This window comes from Geothrix oryzae, from assembly GCF_030295385.1.
In the GTDB taxonomy this organism is placed as follows: Bacteria; Acidobacteriota; Holophagae; order Holophagales; family Holophagaceae; genus Geothrix; species Geothrix oryzae.
On sequence record NZ_AP027079.1, the window covers coordinates 389,342 to 405,216 of the forward strand.

Below are 15,875 nucleotides of genomic sequence, written 5' to 3' on the forward strand. Positions count from 1 at the left end.
ATCAGCGCAGCTTCACATCCCGTCCCCGCCAGTGGTTCACGCCCCGCAGGCGGTCGGAGAAGGCCCACGCCGTGCCCGCGGCGAAGACCAGCGCATTCAAGGGCCACAGGGCCCACAGGAGGTCCATGGGCCGCCCCGTCAGGCGCTGCTGCACATCGCCCGCCAGCGCGGGGACGAGCAGCCAGAGCAGGAGCGCGAGCCCGGGGTGACCGGCGAAGGGCAGCCAGATCGGCGCCAGGCCGATCAGCAGGGCGGGCGGCAGGGCCAGGGGCAGCAGCCACCAGGCGGGCAGGGCGGCGGCATTCTTCCGCATGGCGCAGACCAGTTCGTGCAGGCCGTGGTACATCCGCAGGTGCAGGTCCGGACCGCCCCTCGCCACCCGGTTGACGAAACCCGCCGCCTTCATCCGCCGGGCGAGCATCATGTCGTCGATGGCCTCCAGGGGAGCGGCCGCATGGCCGCCCACCGCATCGTAGGCCTGGCGCCGCACCAGGGTGAAGGCGCCCACACCGCAGAAGGCGGGATGGCGCGGCAGAGGCACCCGGTGGGGCGGTATCAGGGCCAGAAAGGCGGAGGCGGCCAGGGGCAGGACGGCGCGTTCCGCCCAGCCCACGGTATCCACGCCGGGGAGCAGTGCGAGGATGTCCGCGGGGTGCGTGGGATGGGCGACGGTGAAGGCGAGGGCCCGCCGGAGCAGGTCGGGGGCGGCCTGGACATCGGCATCCGCGAAGAGCAGCCAGTCCGCGGCCCGCGCCTCAGGCTGCTGACTGGCCAGGTACAGGGCGTGGTTCTTCCCCAGCCAACCGGGAGGGAGATCGTCGTTGCGGAGCACGCGCAGGCGATCCGGATGGGCTTGTTCCCGGGCCCGGAGCACCGCGGTGCTGCCGTCCGTGGAGCCATCGTCCACCACCACGATGCGCAGCGCCGGGTGGTCCTGCGCCAGCCAGGTGTCCAAGGCCGCCGCCACCTCGAGGACCTCGTTCCGGACGGGGATGCAGAGGCACACCGAAACCGCGGGCTGCGGTGGCGGGTCGGTCTCCAGGACCGGCAGCCGCGCCCAGTGGCGGCGCAGCAGCACCAGGCCCGCGACCAGCAGCGCGGTGGCGGTCCAGGCGATGAGGTCGATCCAGAGCATGAGCCCAGGCTAGCCCGAAGGACCGATCTGGTGGCGTGGGATACCCTGGACGCTGGTGCTTTTCGAGGGGGGGCCATGGACGGATTCGCCTCAGACAAGCCAATCCTGCGCCTCCGCCGGCCCGATGATGTGGGGGAGATCCGCGACCTGATGGCCCGGGTCTATCCGGCGCCCCACGGGCCCGAGGCCATCTGGTCCGCCGAGAATCTCGTGCGGCACATGGCGTGCTTTCCTGAGGGCCAGATGGTGGTGGAGGCGGGAGCACGCCTTGTGGGTACGGCCACGGCCCACCGCGTACCCATTGTCTCGGCCCTGGCGCCCCATACCTGGTCCCAGATCACCGGCCGAGGCACCCTGTCCACCCACGATCCCGAGGGCGAGGCGCTCTACGGGGTGAACATCGCCGTGGATCCAGACTGGCAGGGGGTGGGCATCGGAAGCCTCCTCTACCGGGCGCGGGTGGACTTGGCCCGGCGCCTGGGCTGCCGAGCGTTCGTGGCCGGGGCACGGATTCCCGGGTATCACCGCGTCGCCTCCGAGATGGATCCCGAGGCCTATGTGGAGGCTGTGGTTGCGGGGCGGATCTTCGATCCCACCCTCTCCAAACAACTCCGTGTGGGCTTCCAGGTCCGCGGGGTCCTCCGGGATTACGCGCCCGATGTGGAAACCCTGGGCCACGCGGCCCTCATCGTGCTGGAACTCTGACGGTCCCCGTCCAGGAGGCGACATGCGTTTCACGGCCCCCACCCCTTTTCTCTCCCGCCCCGTGCGCGTCTGCGGCATCCAGTACGGCCTGCGTCCCGTGGCTGACTTCTCCGCCTTCGCCGAACAGGTGGAGAACTATGTGGATGTCGGCGATGACTACGATTCCGATGTCATCGTGTTCCCGGAGCTGTTGGCCGTGCAGCTGCTCAGCTGCATCACCCGGGATTTCGCCCCCGCCGAGGCCATGAGGCGCCTGGCCGAGCAGTTCACCGACGGGTTCGAGGATCTCTTCCTCCGCCTCTCCATCAAGTACGACCGCATCCTGGTGGCCGGCACGCACCCCCGCTTCGTGGACGGCAAGCTTCAGAATGTGGCGTCCATCTTCGTGCCGGGGCACGGGCCCGTGCACCAGCCCAAGCTGCACCTTACGCCCACGGAGCGGAATGTCTGGCACTTCGAGCCCGGCCACGAGATCCACATCATCGACACGGACTTCGGAAAGATGGGCGTATCCATTTGCTACGATGTGCAGTTCCCGGAGGTGGCCCGCATCCAGGCCGAGCAGGGCGTCCAGCTGCTCGTGGTGCCCTACCTCACGGATGACCGGCGCGGCTACAGCCGGGTGACCACCTGCGCCCGGGCCCGGGCCGTGGAGAACCAGATCTATGTGGTCACCGCGGGCATGGTGGGCAGCCTGCCCCTGATCACCGATCTCACGGCCCAGTACGCCCAGAGCGGCGTCTACACGCCCTCGGACTTTCCCTTTCCCATGGACGGCATCGCCACCGAAGCGGCCCCCAACTCCGAGATGGTGCTGGTGGGGGACATCGACCTGGCGGTCCTCGATCAGACCCGCGCCAAGGGGTCGGTGCTCAACCACCAGGATGCCGCCCAGGACGGCCTGCATGTGACCTTCGATGGGCGGATCTGCGTGCACCGCCTGCCCTGGCTCAAGCAGACGGACGAGCCCACGGTCCCTCCGGGCTGAGGGTGGGCGCTCTCATTCAGGCCCTGAGGCCTGATAGGCGGCGACGGTCGCCACCAGGGCCGGCACCACCAGGGCCGCCTGGCCCGTGGTTTCCGCCAGGAAGACCACTGGGGTGAGCAGGCTGCGGTGGACGGCCCCGGTGAAGGCGCTGGCGCCGACGAGCACGAAGAGGCCGGGCTGGCCGAGGCCCGCCCAGGCTTCGAAGGCCGCGCCCAGGGCGGCGCCCATGGTGACGGAGGGCAGCCAGGTGCCGCCCACGCCGCCCCCGGCGAAGGTGAGGGCCGTGGCCGCCAGCTTCAGGGCCAGGAAGGCCAGGGCGCGGGAAGGCAGGGTGCCGCCGCGGAGCAGGTGGGTCACCAGCTCGATGCCGCCGCCCTGGGTCACGGGCAGGCCGGGCCAGAGCCAGGCACCGGGCAGGGCGAGGACCATCAGACCCAGACCCGCCAGCCCGGCGCGCACCGGGAGCGGCAGGCGGCCGAGGTGGTGGCGCCCGAATCGCAACAGGCGCCGGTAGAAGGAGGCAGCCACCGCGCAGCCGAGCCCCAGGGGCAGGGCCCACAGGATCTCCCGGGCCACCAGGTGGTACGAGCCCGCCGTGCCGAGGAGAGGCGTGGCGCCCCGGAAGGCGATGAAGGCCAGGAAACCGGAGGCCGAGGCTGCCAGGGCCGGTGCCATGCGGTCCGTGCTGAGGTCGCCATCGTGCTCCGTGGCGAGCAGGGCCCCGGCAATGGGGGCGCGGAAGACTGCGGCCAGGGCCGCCGCCGAGCCCGCCATCACCACCACGCCCGGTTGGGCCAATAGACGCCTGGCCCAGCGGAACCGCCGGGCCAGGCGGCGGAAGAGCCGGTGAAACTGCGCGCCCACGGCGGCGCCCAGCCATCGGGCGGGCCCCTCCACCCCCGCGCTGCCGCCGAAACCGATGGTCAGTGCGCACGCCGCGGCCTTGCCAAGGCTGGGGAGGAATCGGAAGGTGCCCAGGGGATGATGGCGAGCCTCCGCCAGATCCCGCCCCAGCGAGACCTCCCCCAGCCCCGAGAACTGGAGCCACAGGCCGGTGAGCAGCAGGCCGACCAGGGGCGTGGCGACCATCGCCGCGTTGCGCAGGCCCTGCCCCTGGAGCAGTGCTTCGAACCGTTCGATCCCCGTCAGGGCGAGGGCGGCCACGACACCCATGCAGGCCCCCAGGGGCAGCACCGCCAGCGCCAGCCGTCGCGCATGGGCCAGCACACGAAGGCTCCGCACGCGGGTTGGCAGGGTTAAAGGTGAAGGCGAGGGTAAAGGCGAGGGTGAAGCGGAGCGTTTCTCGTCGCCGGGTTCCGTCTCGATCTCGGGGGCCATGAGGCAGTGTGCCCCCGGGCCTCGGGGCGTGTCCAGGACGCGGCCGGCCCCCGCGAGCGGCCCCACGGGTGGCCCCGTGGGTGGCCGGGGATGCTTGAATGGAGGTCGCGTCTGCGGTTTTGCGAGGCTTCCATGTTCCTGGCCTTCCTGGTCCACGATCCCCTGGCGGGCACGCTGATGCTGCTGGCCCTGCTGTGGCTGTCGGCGAAGCTGGGCGGAGAGCTGGCGGTGCGGCTGAAGCTGCCCGCCGTCACGGGGGAGCTGGCCGTGGGCCTGGCCCTCACGGCCCTGCACCGGGCCTGGCCCCTGTTTCCGGAAGTGGCGGCTTCGCCGGCCGCGGAGCTGCTGGGAGGCCTGGGCGTGGTGGTGCTGATGTTCGCCGTGGGGCTGGAATCGACGGTGCCGCAGATGCTGAAGGTGGGCGTGGCCTCCCTGCGGGTGGCCCTCATCGGCGTGGGAGTGCCCATGGCCGCAGGCCTGGCGGGCGCCTGGCTGCTGCTGCCGAAGGGCTCGCCCTTCGTGCTCGACCTCTTCATCGGCGCCTGCCTCTGCGCGACCAGCATCGGCATCTCCGCCCAGGTGCTGCGGGAGAAGGGAGCCTCCGATTCCATGGAAGGCCGCATCATCGTGGGAGCGGCCGTGGTGGACGATGTGCTGGGCCTGCTGGTGCTGGTGGCCGTCTCGGGCATGGTGGCCAGTGCCGCCCCCAGCGTCGGGCCAGGCGCCGGGCCAGGCGCCGCCGGCGATGCCATGGGATCCAACCTGGCCTGGACACTGCTCCTGGCCCTGGGCTTCCTCGCCGCCGCGCTGACGCTGGGCCGGCTGGTCACCCCGCGCCTCTTCCAGCTGGCCAGCCGGTTCCGCGGCGAGCAGGTGCTGCTGCCCCTGGGCCTCGGGTTCGCCTTCCTGCTGGCCTGGCTGGGCAGCCTCGCCGGGCTGGCCTCCATCGTGGGGGCCTACGCCGCGGGGCTCATCCTGGAGCCCGCCCACATCGAGGATCTGGAACGCCGCGAGCGGCACACGCTCGAAGAGCTGGTGCATCCCCTGGTGACGGTGCTGTCGCCCCTCTTCTTCGTGTTGATGGGCGCGAAGGTGGATCCGTCCGCGCTCTTCAAGCCCGCCACCCTGGGCTTCGCCGCCGTGTTGGCCCTGCTCGGCGTGGCCGGGAAATACATCGCGGGCTTCGGCGGCGGGGCCGGCACCCGCGCGGCCGTGGTGGGGTGGGGCATGGTGCCCCGCGGCGAGGTGGGCCTCATTTTCGTGGCCGCCGGTGCCCAGCTCCAACTGAATGGGGTGCCCTTGCTGAGCCCCGAGATCCAGGCCGGCATCATCGGCGCCCTGCTGCTCACCACCGTGGCGGGGCCGGTGGGGCTGGGCTGGGTGCTGAGGAAGGGCTAACCGGAGAGCTGCCTCCGCAGCCAGCGCGCCGTCTCCAGGTAGCTCGGCCCGTCGTGGATGATGTTCCGCCCCTTGGCGATGCCGGAATCGATGAGGCGCGGGCCCCAGGTCCAGCCGCGCTCGGCGAGGAGGGTGGCGCCGTCCACGGGATGCTCGGGTTCCTGGAACAGGATGATCGCATCCGGGCGAGCCGCGGCCACGGCCTCGAGATCGGGCCGGGGGTAGGCTTCGGAGGTCGGCGTGGGCACGGGTTCTCCGCCCGCCAGCTCCAGCAGGTCGTGGATGAAGGAGAGGCCGCCGATGGCCCGAAGGTGGCGGCCGCACCACATCTCGATGAAGGTCTTCGGGCGGCGCTTCGGAACCGATGCCATCAGCTCGGCGAACCCCGCTTCCATGCGGCTGGAGAGGGCCCGCGCGACGCCCACGCGATGCATGAGGCCACCGATCGCAACCTGGTTTTCCAGGATGCCGAAGCGGCTGGCGGGCAGGGGCAGGGCGTAGACCGGCAGACCTGCTTCCGCCAGGCGTCTGCCCAGCGCGGCCTGGATGCCGGAGGTCACGAGGATGAGGTCGGGCTCCAGGGCGCGCAGGGCCTCGGCATCGGCGTGCAGGTAGTCCCCGACGACCGGTGCCGCAAGACCTTCCACATAGCGCCCGCAGTAGGGCGTCACGCCAATCACCGAATCGCCGCAGCCGAGCTCGAAGAGCACTTCCGTGGCGCTGGAGACGAGGCTGATCACGCGGCGGGGCGGAGCGGCCAGATCCCAGGGCGTCCCGTGGGCGCCGGTCACTCGCACGGCAGCTCCGGCACCAGGCTCTCCACGAAGGTCGCCTCCACGCGGAAGACCTCGCGGATGAGGGCGGCGGTCAGCACATCGTGGGGCTTCCCGTTGCCCACGAGGCGGCCCCGGTCGAGCACGAGGACGCGGTCGAAGCGGTAGGCGGTGCGGAGGTCGTGGAGGCTCACCACCACAGTGCTGCCCGCATCCGTCAGGCGCCGGGCCAAGCGCATCACCTCGAGGGCATGGCGGACATCCAGCTGGGCCACGGGCTCGTCCCACAGTTGGATGGGCGCCTCGGTGGCCAGGGCCCGGGCCAGGCCCACGCGGTGGCGCTCGCCCCCGGACAGGCGCGTGGCGGGGCGGTCGGTGAGGTGCGTGAGGTCCAGCTCCGCCAGGGCCTCGGCCACGCCCGTGAGGTCGTCGCCCCAGGCGTAGCGGCCCTGGGCCACCACTTCGCGGACGGGGAAGGCGAATTCGAAATGGGCTTCCTGGCTCACCCAGGCCAGGCGACGGCCCCGCTCGGCGGTGGGGATCCGCGACAGCGGTTGTCCATTCCAGTGGACAACGCCATCGGCGGGTAGCAGCCCCGCTAGGGCCTGGATCAGCGTGGACTTGCCCGCGCCGTTCGGTCCCACCACGGCCACCAGCTCGCCGGGCCCCAGCTCCGCCGACACGGCCTCCAGGCGGCCGGGCACCGTCAAGCCGGCGGCCCGCAAGGCGGGACCCATCGCACCCGTCATCGCGGCCTCCGCAGCAGCCACAGGAAGAAGGGACCACCGATGAGGGCGGTGACGACGCCGAGGCGCATGCCCAGGGGGAAGGTCCGGGTGACGAGGTCGCAGGCCAGGAGGAAGGCGGCCCCACCGATCATGGAGTAGGGCAGCAGGCGGCGATGATCCGGGCCGAAGGCCAGCCGCAGCACATGGGGGACCACCAGGCCCACGAAGCCGATGATGCCCCCCACGGCCGTGGCCAGGGCCGTGAGCACGGTGGAGAGGAGAATGAGCTGGCGGCGGAGGCGGCGCACATCCACACCGAGGCTCTGGGCGCTCTGCTCGCCCAGGCTCAGCAGGTCCATGGGCCGGCCCAGGGGCAGGAGCAGCAGGCAGGCGCCGAGGATGGCCGGAACGCCCATCCACACATGCTCCCAGCTGCGGCTCTCCAGCCCGCCCATGAGCCAGAAGAGGATCTGGGCGTTCACCTCGAAGTGCCCGGCGGTGGTGGTGAGCAGGAAGCTGGTGCCGGCGCCCAGCAGGGCATTGAGGGCCACACCGGAGAGCAGCAGGCGCTCCGTGCCCGCGCCGCGTTGGGCCAGCATGAGCACGGCGCCCGTGGCGGCGAAGGCCCCCAGGATCGAGGCCAGGGGCAGGGCCCAGAGGGTGGCGGCGGCGAGGCCGGTGGCCGGGGCCAGGGCCAGCACGGCCACGGCGCCCAGGGCCCCGCCGCTGCTGACGCCCAGCAGACCCGGGCTGGCCAGGGGATTGCGGAAGAAGGCCTGCATCACCACGCCGCTGGCGCCCAGGGCCGCCCCCGCCGCGGCCCCCACCAGGGCCCGGGGCAGGCGGAAGTCCCGTACCACGGTGCGGGCGATCTCATCCCCACCGCCCGTCAGCGCACCGAGTACCTGGCCAAAGCTGAGCCTCAGCTCACCGAAGGCCAGCGAGGCCAGGAAGGCCAGGACCAGCAGCGCCAGGAGCGCGGGAAGGGCCAGACGGGATTTCACCGGAACCGCTCGGGATGCAGCGCCCTGGCCAACCGTTCATAGGCGTCGATGCGGTGGTGGGACACGGAGGACATGAGGGCTCCGGGGATCACTGCGAAGCGCCCGGCCCGGAAGGCGGCCAGGGCCCGGTAGTGGGGGATCTCCGCGAGGCGCGCACGGATGTCGGCTCCGTCCGGCCGGTCGCCGGAAACGACCAGGACCTCGGGATTCCAGGTGAGCAGCTTTTCGGAAGGCGTCGGCGCGTGTCCCTTGAGTCCGGCCTCCGCCGCCACATTCAAGGCGCCGGCGTGATCGCAGAAATCCTGGAAGGTGGTGCCGGCACCCGAGGTGAAGGGATAGGCCCCGGCGGTGAGCACGCGCACGGGACGGACGCCCTTCAACCGGGCGGCCAGGGCCTCGACGCGCCCGCGGCAGCTGGCGATGAGGGCCTCGGCGCGGGCCTGCTGGCCCAGCTCGCGGCCCAGGATCCGCAGGCTGGCGTAGACATCCTCCAGTGTGTCGAAGCGGTCCAGGACCACCAGCCGGACCCCGGCCCGCCGGAGCAGGGCCAGGGTCTCGGGGCGGGTGAAGCTGGCGGCCAGCACGAGGTCGGGACGGAAGCGCAGCACGCTTTCCGCATCGCTGTCCTTCAGCGACGGGAACCGCTTCGCCTCGTCGGCCACGACGCTGAACCGGCCATCCCGGCCGATGTGGCTCAGGGCGGCGATCTGGCCGGGATCCGCCAGGGCCAGCAGCAGCTCGTCCGTGCCCACGGCCTGGCTCACCACCCTCTGGGGGCGCGCCGCCAGCAGCGGCAGGACGAGCAGCAGCAGGAGGGCGAACAGACGCGGGGCGGACGAGCGGGACATCACCACCTCCAGGTCGCGGCCAGGGTCCAGCGGGGGCCCGGGGCCGGGAAGCCGTAGACCAGCGCGGCATCCCCTTCCTGATCGTAGCGACCGCTGAGCCAATCCTGGGTGGTCTGCCTCTTCTGGAGCAGGTGCTCGCCCCGCAGGGCCAGGGTGAGGTTCTTCAGCGGTTCATGGGCCAGGCCCACGCTGAGATCGCGGTAGGGCTTTCCGGTGGAGATGACCTGGTAGGTGGTGTCGCTCAGGTCGTAGCGGGGTCCCACGCGATCCAGGCGAAAGCTGGCGCGCCAGCGCTTCGACTGGGCGAAGGCCGAGACGGCGGCGGTGAAGAAGGGGTGCCGCAGGATGGCCGTGTTCTGCTGGCCGAAGCGGTCGGCCCCGGTGTTGTGGTCCAGGTCGCGCGTCTCCTGGCTGCGGAGGATCAGGTCCCAGCCGCAGGCCACCTCCGTGCCGCCCCGCCACCCGAGGGCGCCTTCGAGGCTCTGGGCGCGGATGGCGCCCTGGTTCGCATAGTGGGAGGTGAACAGGGCGGGCCAGGCGAAACTGGTGTCATAGACATAGGCCAGCAGGTCGGAGATGCGGGTGCGCTGGGCCTCCAGGCGGTACTCCCAGTGGCTGGCGAACTGCCCTGTGGCACCGACCTGGAAGGTGCGGCTGCGCTCGGGAAGGATGGCGTAGGTCCTCCCGTCCTGGCTTTCGGCCTGGGCGTTGAGGGCAAACTCCGTGGTGCTGGGCATGCGGAAGCCCTGACCCGCGCTGGCATAGAGCCGCAGCTCCGGGGCGAGGGTCCAGTTGAGGCCCGTGCGCCAGGTACCGGCCTCGGCGCTGCCGGCCCGGCTGCGGAGCAGGGAGTCGTAGCGGGTGAGGTCGCGGTGGCCTGCATCGCGCCGCAGGCCCGCCACCCAGTCGAGGCCTTCCGCGATCGTCCAGCGGGATTCGAGGGCCCCGGCCAGGTCCCGCCCTTCGCCCCGGTATCGCACGGCGGCGTAGGTGGAGGGGTCGTAGTAGTTCTTGGCATGGCTGGTGTCTTCGCGGCCCTCGAGGCGGCCGGAGAGGCGGAAGGCGCTCGAGGGGGTCCAGTGCAGGGTGAGCTGGTCCTCCACGCGCCGGAAGTCGCGGTCCGTCTGCTGGCGCAGGGGGCCGTTGGGATCGCCCGTGCTGCCCGACAGGACCTGGAGGGTGTTCTCCAGCAGGAGGGTCGGCGCCAGGCTCCAGCGGAGGCTGGCGCCCCAGCTTTCCTGGCGGGCCCGGGTCTCGCGGCCCGGCTCGTAGCTGCGCGCGGCGGGATAGCCCGCGGTGGTGAAGGGCACGGAAGCGGTCTGCCCGCCGTTGCGGTAGAAGCCCGTGAGCTCCATCGCGCCGAGGCCCGTCTGGAGCTTCGTCCCCAGGCGCAGGAAGCCCCCGGCCTGACGGAAGGCATCGTTCGGAAAGCTGCTTTCCTGCTTCTGGGCCTCGGCACCGGCGGCGATCCAGCCCCGGTCGCCGGTCATTTGAACCTGGGCGGTACCGCCCAGCTGTCCGTCCGTGCCGGTTTTCAGGCCTGCCTGACCGTGGAAGCCGCTGGCGCCGCGGCCCAGGCTGGTCAGGGCGATGACGCCGCCGATGGCGTCGCTGCCGTAGAGCACGGAGGCGGGCCCCAGCACCAGCTCCACGCGGGCGATGCCCACCAGGCTGAGGGCGCCCAGGTCCGGGCTGGTGGCCGTGGGATCGTTCACCCGCAGGCCGTCCAGCAGCACCACCACATTCCGGCTGAGGGTGCCGTTGAGGAAGGCGGAGCCCTGATTGCCGGGGCCGCCGCTGGTCATCACCGCGCCGGGCTGGAGGATCTCCAGCAGCTCGGCCAGGGTGCGGCTGCCCAGGCGGGCCAGCTCTTCGGCCTCCAGGATGCGCACGGGGGCCGGGGTGCGGGTGACCTCCACGGGCTGGGCCTCGGCGCTGACGGTGACCGTCGCTTCCGCCGGCTTCCGGTCGGCCTCGGCGAGACCGGCGCGGGCCGCTGCAGGGAAAAGGGCGGACATCGCCGCCAGGGAGAAGAGAACTCGGGCAGAACCCATCATGCCTCCACGCATGGTGCCGCGGCGGCTGGGCGGATCCCCGCAAAGGTGGGAGACCATGGCCCAACCCGGTCCCGCGACGGGGGGTGAGGTGCAGGACCGGTCTCCGGGCTCGCACGCGACAGGAACCTTTCGGCGCCCTCCGAGCCTTCCCGGGACGATTCCCAGTGACTCGGACTTGAGGTCTCACATGCCCAAGGGGCTGGCCATGTGGTGCATACCGTTGCGGGGCAGCGCAGGATTCGCACCTGCTTCCCGTGCATCCAGCACGAATTGTCAGAACCTCAAGGGAAGCACGGCGCCCGGCGGGACCGCAAGTACAATGGGGGCATGAACGCACCCATCGGCATCATCGGCGGCAGTGGTCTCTACCGGATGGAGGGCCTGGCCCTGGACCGGGCGGAGGTGGTGGACACCCCCTTCGGCGCGCCCTCCGGGCCTGTGCATCTCGGCACGCTGGATGGCGCTCCGGTGGCCTTCCTGGCCCGTCACGGCGAAGGCCACCGCTTCACGCCCAGCGAGGTCAACTACCGCGCCAACCTCTGGGCCCTGAAGTTCCTGGGCGTGGAGCGCCTGATCTCCGTGTCCGCCGTGGGCAGCCTCCAGGCCCGCCACCGGCCCGGCGACCTGCGGCTGGTGGGCCAGTTCATCGACAAGACCAGGCACCGGCAGGACACCTTCTTCGGTGGGGGACTGGTGGCTCATGTGAGCTTCGCGGAACCCACCTGCGGCCATGTCTCGAAAGCGCTCCTGGCCGCCGGACGGGAGCTGGCCCTGCCTCTGGAGGAGGACGCGCTGTATGTCTGCATGGAGGGACCGGCCTTCTCCACCCGCGCTGAAAGCCGCCTGCACCAGAGCTGGGGCGCCGACCTCATCGGCATGACCCAGGTGACCGAGGCACGCCTGGCCCGCGAGGCCGAGCTATGCTACGCCTGCATCGCCCTGGTGACGGACTACGACGCCTGGCGGGAGGAGGAAGAGGGCGTGGACGCGGCCTCCGTGTTGGAAGTCATGCACGCCAATGTGGACAAGGCCCAGCGCCTGCTCCGCGCCGCCGTGCCCGGCCTCGCCGCCGCCGCGCGAACCTGTGCCTGCGGGGAAGCCCTGAAGGCCGCGCTCTACACCGCGCCGGAGCAGGTTCCCAGCGATGCCCTGCAGCGGCTGGGCCTGCTGGTGGCCAAGTACGGCTACGGGACGCCCTGATGGCCCTGGCCGCCCCCAGCGCCAAGCTCCAGGCCCTGCTGAAGGACTTCCAGCAGATCGCCAGCATGTCGGGGTACCTGAACCATTCCTTCGATCCGCCGCAGCTGCGGCTGTTCTTCACCCTCTACGGCCGGGTGATGGTGACCTCCCCCGCGGAGGGCCTGGCCCACACCCCGAAGCTGCAGGCCTGGTGCGAGGCCCTGTCCGTGCGCCTTCGCGAGGGCAGTTCGTCGGCCATCATGCCGCCCCAGGTCCAGGTGAGCGCTCCCCAGACCCTGCCCGACGGCCGCGATTACCTCGTGGCCACGCTCACCTTCAACACCAAGGTCACCGAGACTTCCTACCTCCGCATCCGCACCGCCGTGCTGGCCGCCTATCAGGACGCCGTGAAGATGCGGGAGGCGGGGATGGGTCCGGAGGTCCCGGGCGCCGCGCCCGCATCCACGCCTGAATCCATGCCTGAAACCGCGCCTGAAACAGCAGAGCCCTCTCCCGAGGGCGAGACTTCCCGCCCCGCGTAAGGGCCTGAAGCGCATCGGCCGGTCCCGGTATCCTGGGACCCCCGTTCGAGAGGATTCCCGGATGTCTTCTGCTCCTTCCTTGGCCCGGTGTTCCGCGGCCCTGATCCTCACCGTCCTGTCCGGGGGCTCTCTCCGCGCGGAGGCCCTGGCCCTTCCATTCCACCCCTCCCCCGTCCCCGGCGGCGTGGCGGTCGTTCTCCTCCCCGGGAAGGCCTCGCCCCGGGCGACCTACCACGGCGAGCCGGTGCTGGTGCGGCGGAGCGGCCAGGGGTGGGTGGCGGTGGTGGGGATCCGACTGAGCGCGAAGCCCGGCGTGGACCATGTCGAGGTGGAGGGCCGCGAGGTGCCGTTCACCATCAAGCCCAAGCGCTACCCCGAGCAGCGGGTCCAGCTGAAGGACTCGCGCAAGGTGACCCCCGACGCCGAGGACGAGGCCCGGATCGAGAAGGAGCAGGCCCTCATCGGACCGGCCTGGAAGGCCCGCCCGGAAGGCTCCGTCCCCTCTCTGGCGTTCCAGCGTCCGGTGCCCGGCGCGTTGACGGCCTCCTTCGGCATGCGCCGGATCTTCAACGGCATTCCCCGTTCGCCCCATGCGGGCCTCGATATCCGGGCGCCCCAGGGCCAGCCCGTGCGGGCGCCCGCCGCCGGTACCATCGTGCTGACGGGCGACTTCTTCTTCAGCGGCAAGGCGGTGTTCATCGCCCATGGCGAAGGCGTGGTCAGCCTGCTCTGCCACTTGTCCAAGATCACCGTGACGCAGGGCCAGACCGTGAAGGCCGGGGATCTGGTGGGCGAGGTGGGGATGACGGGCCGGGCCTCGGGCCCTCACCTGCACTGGTCCCTCAGCCTCAACGACGCCCGGGTCGATCCGCGCCTCTTCCTGTAGCCTGCCGCCGTCTCGGGCCGTCCTGCCCTAGTGGGTGGCCCTGGCGAGCAGCCCTTCCCCGATCTGCTTGAGCTCCGAGACCATGGCGTTGATGGCCTCGGTGGCCCGCCCCTGGTCCTGGGCCGCGAGCATGGACCGCTCGGAGAAGGCGATGACCTGGGCCATGGAGTCGTGCAGACGGCCGTGGGAGGCCTGGATGTCGTCCGCGGAGCTGCTGCTCTGGTCGGCGAGCTTCCGCACCGCCTCCGCCACGATGGTGAAGCCCCGGCCGTGCTCCCCGGCGTGGGCGGCCTCGATGGCCGCGTTCAGCCCCAGCATGTTCGTCTGGTCGGCCATGGCCTGGATGGTGGCGATCATGTTGCCGGTGCCCTCCACATCCTTCGAGGAGGCCTCCAGGAGGGTGACGACCTGCCGCATGGTTTCGGTGAGCTCCCCCTGGGAAGCGAGGAGCTTCTCCACGGAGCCGGCGATGACCGCGATGGATCGCTCCAGCTGCGAGGCCTGCTCCACCAGGTGGGCGTCGTTCTCCGCCTCCTGCAGTTCCTTCCCGATGATGCCGGCGGCGATCTTCGCGATGGGAGCGGTGTTGCCCAGATCCCCGCTGATGCCGAAGGTGCCGATCCAGTCGCCCTTGTAGATGATGGGCAGGGTGGTGCCCATCTTGACCAGGCCGCCGGAACGCTCTTCCTCCTCGGCCGTGATGGTGATCTGCGGGAGCTTCTCCGCCAGCATCCGCTGGGCGCCGGCATGGGGATTCCCCACCCTGGAGGCCACCTTGGCCGCCACGATGATTCCCCGGTCATCGCAAACGATGGTGTAGAGCCCCGTCTCGGCAAAGATGAAATTGACGATCCTGTCGGCGATGACGGCATCCATGGCTCACCTGTGGGTCCGGGTTGATCCAAGGTAACGGATGAATCAATGATCGGGAGCCGGGAAAGAAAGGGCGAGCCCCGGCGGCCCTGGGCCGCCGATCCGGGAACTCAGGTACCCTGCTGAAGGAGGGGGCCGTTCATGATCCGGAGACGATCCGAGCTGGTGGAGGAAACCAAGGTCGGCATCCGCGGCGGCCTGGGTTCGGGCCGGGGCGTTGAGTTCCTGAAGGCCGGCGAGATGGCGGGCGTGCTCAGCGTCGGCCGCACCACCCTGGAACCCGGCGCCACCATCGGGGAGCACGCCCATCCCAACACGGAGGACCTCTACCTGATCCTGGAGGGACGGGGGACCGGAATCCTCGACGGCGAGCGATTCCCCGTGGCGGAGGGCGACCTGTTCCTGGTCAAGGCGGGGGGCACCCACGGCCTGATCAACGACTCGGATGCCCCCCTCACCTTCCTGGGGCTGCTCACGCGGAAGGACGAGACCGCCTAGCGGCCACCTAGCCTTGTCCGCGGGCGTGGCCCCGGGTCTGCACCACGATGACGCCGGCGATGGCGATGCCACCCCCGAGGACCGTGAGCGGAGTGGGTACTTCCCGGAGCCACACCCAGGCGATGAGGCTGGCGATCACGGGCGAGAGGTAGAGGAAGCTCGAGAGCAGCCCGGCGGGCATCCGGGCCAGGGCGTAGTTCCACAGGACATAGGCGATGGCGGCGGGGAAGATGCCCAGGTAGACCACGGCCAGGGTGGCGGCCGGAGCGGCCTGGGGGGCCTGCCGGACGAGCCCGGGCAGGAAGACCAGCATGGGCAGCGTGCCGGCCCAGATGGCGTAGCTGGTGAACTCGATGGCCGCATAACGCCGGAGATCCTGCTTCGACAGGATGGAGAACACCGCCGCGACGGCGGCGGAGAGCAGGATGAGCAGGGCGCCGGGCGTGAACCGCAGTCCCTTGCCGCCGCTCAGGGCGATGAGCGACACGCCGGCGAAGGCCAGCAGGATGCCGCCCCACCCGATCCGCGTGAGGCGCTCGTGCAGGAACATCGCCGACAACAGCGCCGTGAACACGGGCGCCGCGGAGATGAGCAGCGAAGCGGCCCCGGCCTGGACCGTCACTTCGCCGAAGTTCAGGGCCACATGGTAGATGCTGATGCCCAGAAACCCGGCGAGGCCGATCCGGGGAAGGTCTGCGCGCGCCGGCAGTCGCATCCGCGTCGCCAGGGCGTACAGGGCCAGGACGGTGGAAGCGGTGCCGAACCGCAGCAGCGCCAACTCTCCGGGGCCGTAGCCGTCGAGGCCGGGGGCCCCCGCCGGGGTCAGCCGCAGCCCCGCGCGAATGCCCGCAAAGGCCGAGGCCCAGAGCAGCAGTACGCCCGCGATGGCGGTCCAGGTCCGGGGTTCGCGCTTCCAAGTCATC

The 15,875-nt window shown here is 71.1% G+C and carries 16 protein-coding genes and 1 riboswitch; of the genes, 7 read left to right on the forward strand and 9 right to left on the reverse strand.

Going from position 1 to position 15,875, the window contains the following annotated elements; all coding sequences use genetic code 11:
- Window position 1: 1 nt before the first annotated feature.
- On the reverse strand, window positions 2-1,135 hold the full coding sequence (locus QUD34_RS01670) for a glycosyltransferase family A protein (RefSeq protein ID WP_286354853.1): 1,134 nt from the start codon (window positions 1,133-1,135) through the stop codon (window positions 2-4).
- A 75-nt stretch (window positions 1,136-1,210) separates the two neighbouring features.
- On the opposite strand from QUD34_RS01670, the gene QUD34_RS01675 reads away from it, so the two are divergent.
- The gene (locus QUD34_RS01675) at window positions 1,211-1,840 is read left to right on the forward strand and encodes a GNAT family N-acetyltransferase (RefSeq protein ID WP_286354854.1); all 630 of its coding nucleotides are present in this window, start codon (window positions 1,211-1,213) and stop codon (window positions 1,838-1,840) included.
- A gap of 22 nt (window positions 1,841-1,862) precedes the next feature.
- Complete coding sequence (locus QUD34_RS01680) at window positions 1,863-2,828, forward strand: carbon-nitrogen hydrolase family protein (RefSeq protein ID WP_286354855.1); 966 nt, start codon at window positions 1,863-1,865, stop codon at window positions 2,826-2,828.
- A gap of 12 nt (window positions 2,829-2,840) precedes the next feature.
- Here the strand turns inward: QUD34_RS01680 and QUD34_RS01685 are convergent, their stop codons facing one another.
- Complete coding sequence (locus QUD34_RS01685; RefSeq protein ID WP_286354856.1) at window positions 2,841-4,055, reverse strand: chloride channel protein; 1,215 nt, start codon at window positions 4,053-4,055, stop codon at window positions 2,841-2,843.
- A 243-nt stretch (window positions 4,056-4,298) separates the two neighbouring features.
- Between QUD34_RS01685 and QUD34_RS01690 the strand changes: the two genes are divergently transcribed.
- The gene (locus QUD34_RS01690) at window positions 4,299-5,564 is read left to right on the forward strand and encodes a cation:proton antiporter (RefSeq protein WP_286354857.1); all 1,266 of its coding nucleotides are present in this window, start codon (window positions 4,299-4,301) and stop codon (window positions 5,562-5,564) included.
- On the opposite strand, the gene QUD34_RS01695 is transcribed toward QUD34_RS01690, so the two are convergent.
- The 5 genes from QUD34_RS01695 to QUD34_RS01715 are packed head-to-tail and all read right to left on the reverse strand — an operon-like array spanning window position 5,561 to window position 10,971.
- Window positions 5,561-6,361: an ABC transporter substrate-binding protein gene (locus QUD34_RS01695; RefSeq protein WP_286354858.1), complete on the reverse strand. Its 801-nt coding sequence runs from the start codon at window positions 6,359-6,361 to the stop codon at window positions 5,561-5,563. The two genes, QUD34_RS01690 and QUD34_RS01695, sit on opposite strands and share 4 nt — an antisense overlap.
- Window positions 6,352-7,086 (reverse strand): ABC transporter ATP-binding protein, encoded by a 735-nt coding sequence (locus tag QUD34_RS01700; protein ID WP_286354859.1) that lies wholly within the window; start codon window positions 7,084-7,086, stop codon window positions 6,352-6,354. The genes QUD34_RS01695 and QUD34_RS01700 overlap by 10 nt, the downstream gene beginning before the upstream one ends.
- Window positions 7,083-8,069 carry a FecCD family ABC transporter permease gene (locus tag QUD34_RS01705; RefSeq protein WP_286354860.1) on the reverse strand — a complete coding sequence of 329 codons (987 nt, stop codon included), beginning with the start codon at window positions 8,067-8,069 and terminating at the stop codon, window positions 7,083-7,085. Before QUD34_RS01705 ends, QUD34_RS01700 begins: the two co-directional genes overlap by 4 nt.
- Complete coding sequence (locus tag QUD34_RS01710; RefSeq protein ID WP_286354861.1) at window positions 8,066-8,917, reverse strand: ABC transporter substrate-binding protein; 852 nt, start codon at window positions 8,915-8,917, stop codon at window positions 8,066-8,068. Before QUD34_RS01710 ends, QUD34_RS01705 begins: the two co-directional genes overlap by 4 nt.
- Window positions 8,917-10,971, reverse strand: a complete 2,055-nt coding sequence (locus tag QUD34_RS01715; protein ID WP_286354862.1) for a TonB-dependent receptor plug domain-containing protein — start codon at window positions 10,969-10,971, stop codon at window positions 8,917-8,919. Before QUD34_RS01715 ends, QUD34_RS01710 begins: the two co-directional genes overlap by 1 nt.
- Before the next feature lie 80 nt (window positions 10,972-11,051).
- Window positions 11,052-11,253, reverse strand: a riboswitch (cobalamin riboswitch).
- 48 nt (window positions 11,254-11,301) lie between these two features.
- Here QUD34_RS01715 and mtnP point away from each other — a divergent pair.
- The 3 genes from mtnP (at window position 11,302) to QUD34_RS01730 (ending at window position 13,581) form a co-directional block, all read left to right on the forward strand.
- Window positions 11,302-12,174, forward strand: coding sequence for an S-methyl-5'-thioadenosine phosphorylase (gene mtnP / locus QUD34_RS01720; RefSeq protein ID WP_286354863.1), 873 nt, complete (start codon window positions 11,302-11,304; stop codon window positions 12,172-12,174).
- Window positions 12,174-12,695, forward strand: a complete 522-nt coding sequence (locus QUD34_RS01725) for a hypothetical protein (RefSeq protein ID WP_286354864.1) — start codon at window positions 12,174-12,176, stop codon at window positions 12,693-12,695. Before mtnP ends, QUD34_RS01725 begins: the two co-directional genes overlap by 1 nt.
- Window positions 12,696-12,756: 61 nt before the next feature.
- Window positions 12,757-13,581 (forward strand): peptidoglycan DD-metalloendopeptidase family protein, encoded by an 825-nt coding sequence (locus tag QUD34_RS01730; protein WP_286354865.1) that lies wholly within the window; start codon window positions 12,757-12,759, stop codon window positions 13,579-13,581.
- Between the two features lie 27 nt (window positions 13,582-13,608).
- Here QUD34_RS01730 and QUD34_RS01735 read toward each other — a convergent pair whose 3' ends face one another.
- The gene (locus tag QUD34_RS01735) at window positions 13,609-14,457 is read right to left on the reverse strand and encodes a methyl-accepting chemotaxis protein (RefSeq protein ID WP_286354866.1); all 849 of its coding nucleotides are present in this window, start codon (window positions 14,455-14,457) and stop codon (window positions 13,609-13,611) included.
- 138 nt (window positions 14,458-14,595) lie between these two features.
- Here QUD34_RS01735 and QUD34_RS01740 point away from each other — a divergent pair, with 138 nt between their 5' ends.
- On the forward strand, window positions 14,596-14,952 hold the full coding sequence (locus QUD34_RS01740; RefSeq protein ID WP_286354867.1) for a cupin domain-containing protein: 357 nt from the start codon (window positions 14,596-14,598) through the stop codon (window positions 14,950-14,952).
- A 7-nt stretch (window positions 14,953-14,959) separates the two neighbouring features.
- Here the strand turns inward: QUD34_RS01740 and QUD34_RS01745 are convergent, their stop codons facing one another.
- Entirely contained in the window at window positions 14,960-15,874 is a 915-nt protein-coding gene (locus tag QUD34_RS01745; RefSeq protein ID WP_286354868.1) for a DMT family transporter, read from the reverse strand.
- Between the last annotated feature and the right edge of the window lies 1 nt (window position 15,875).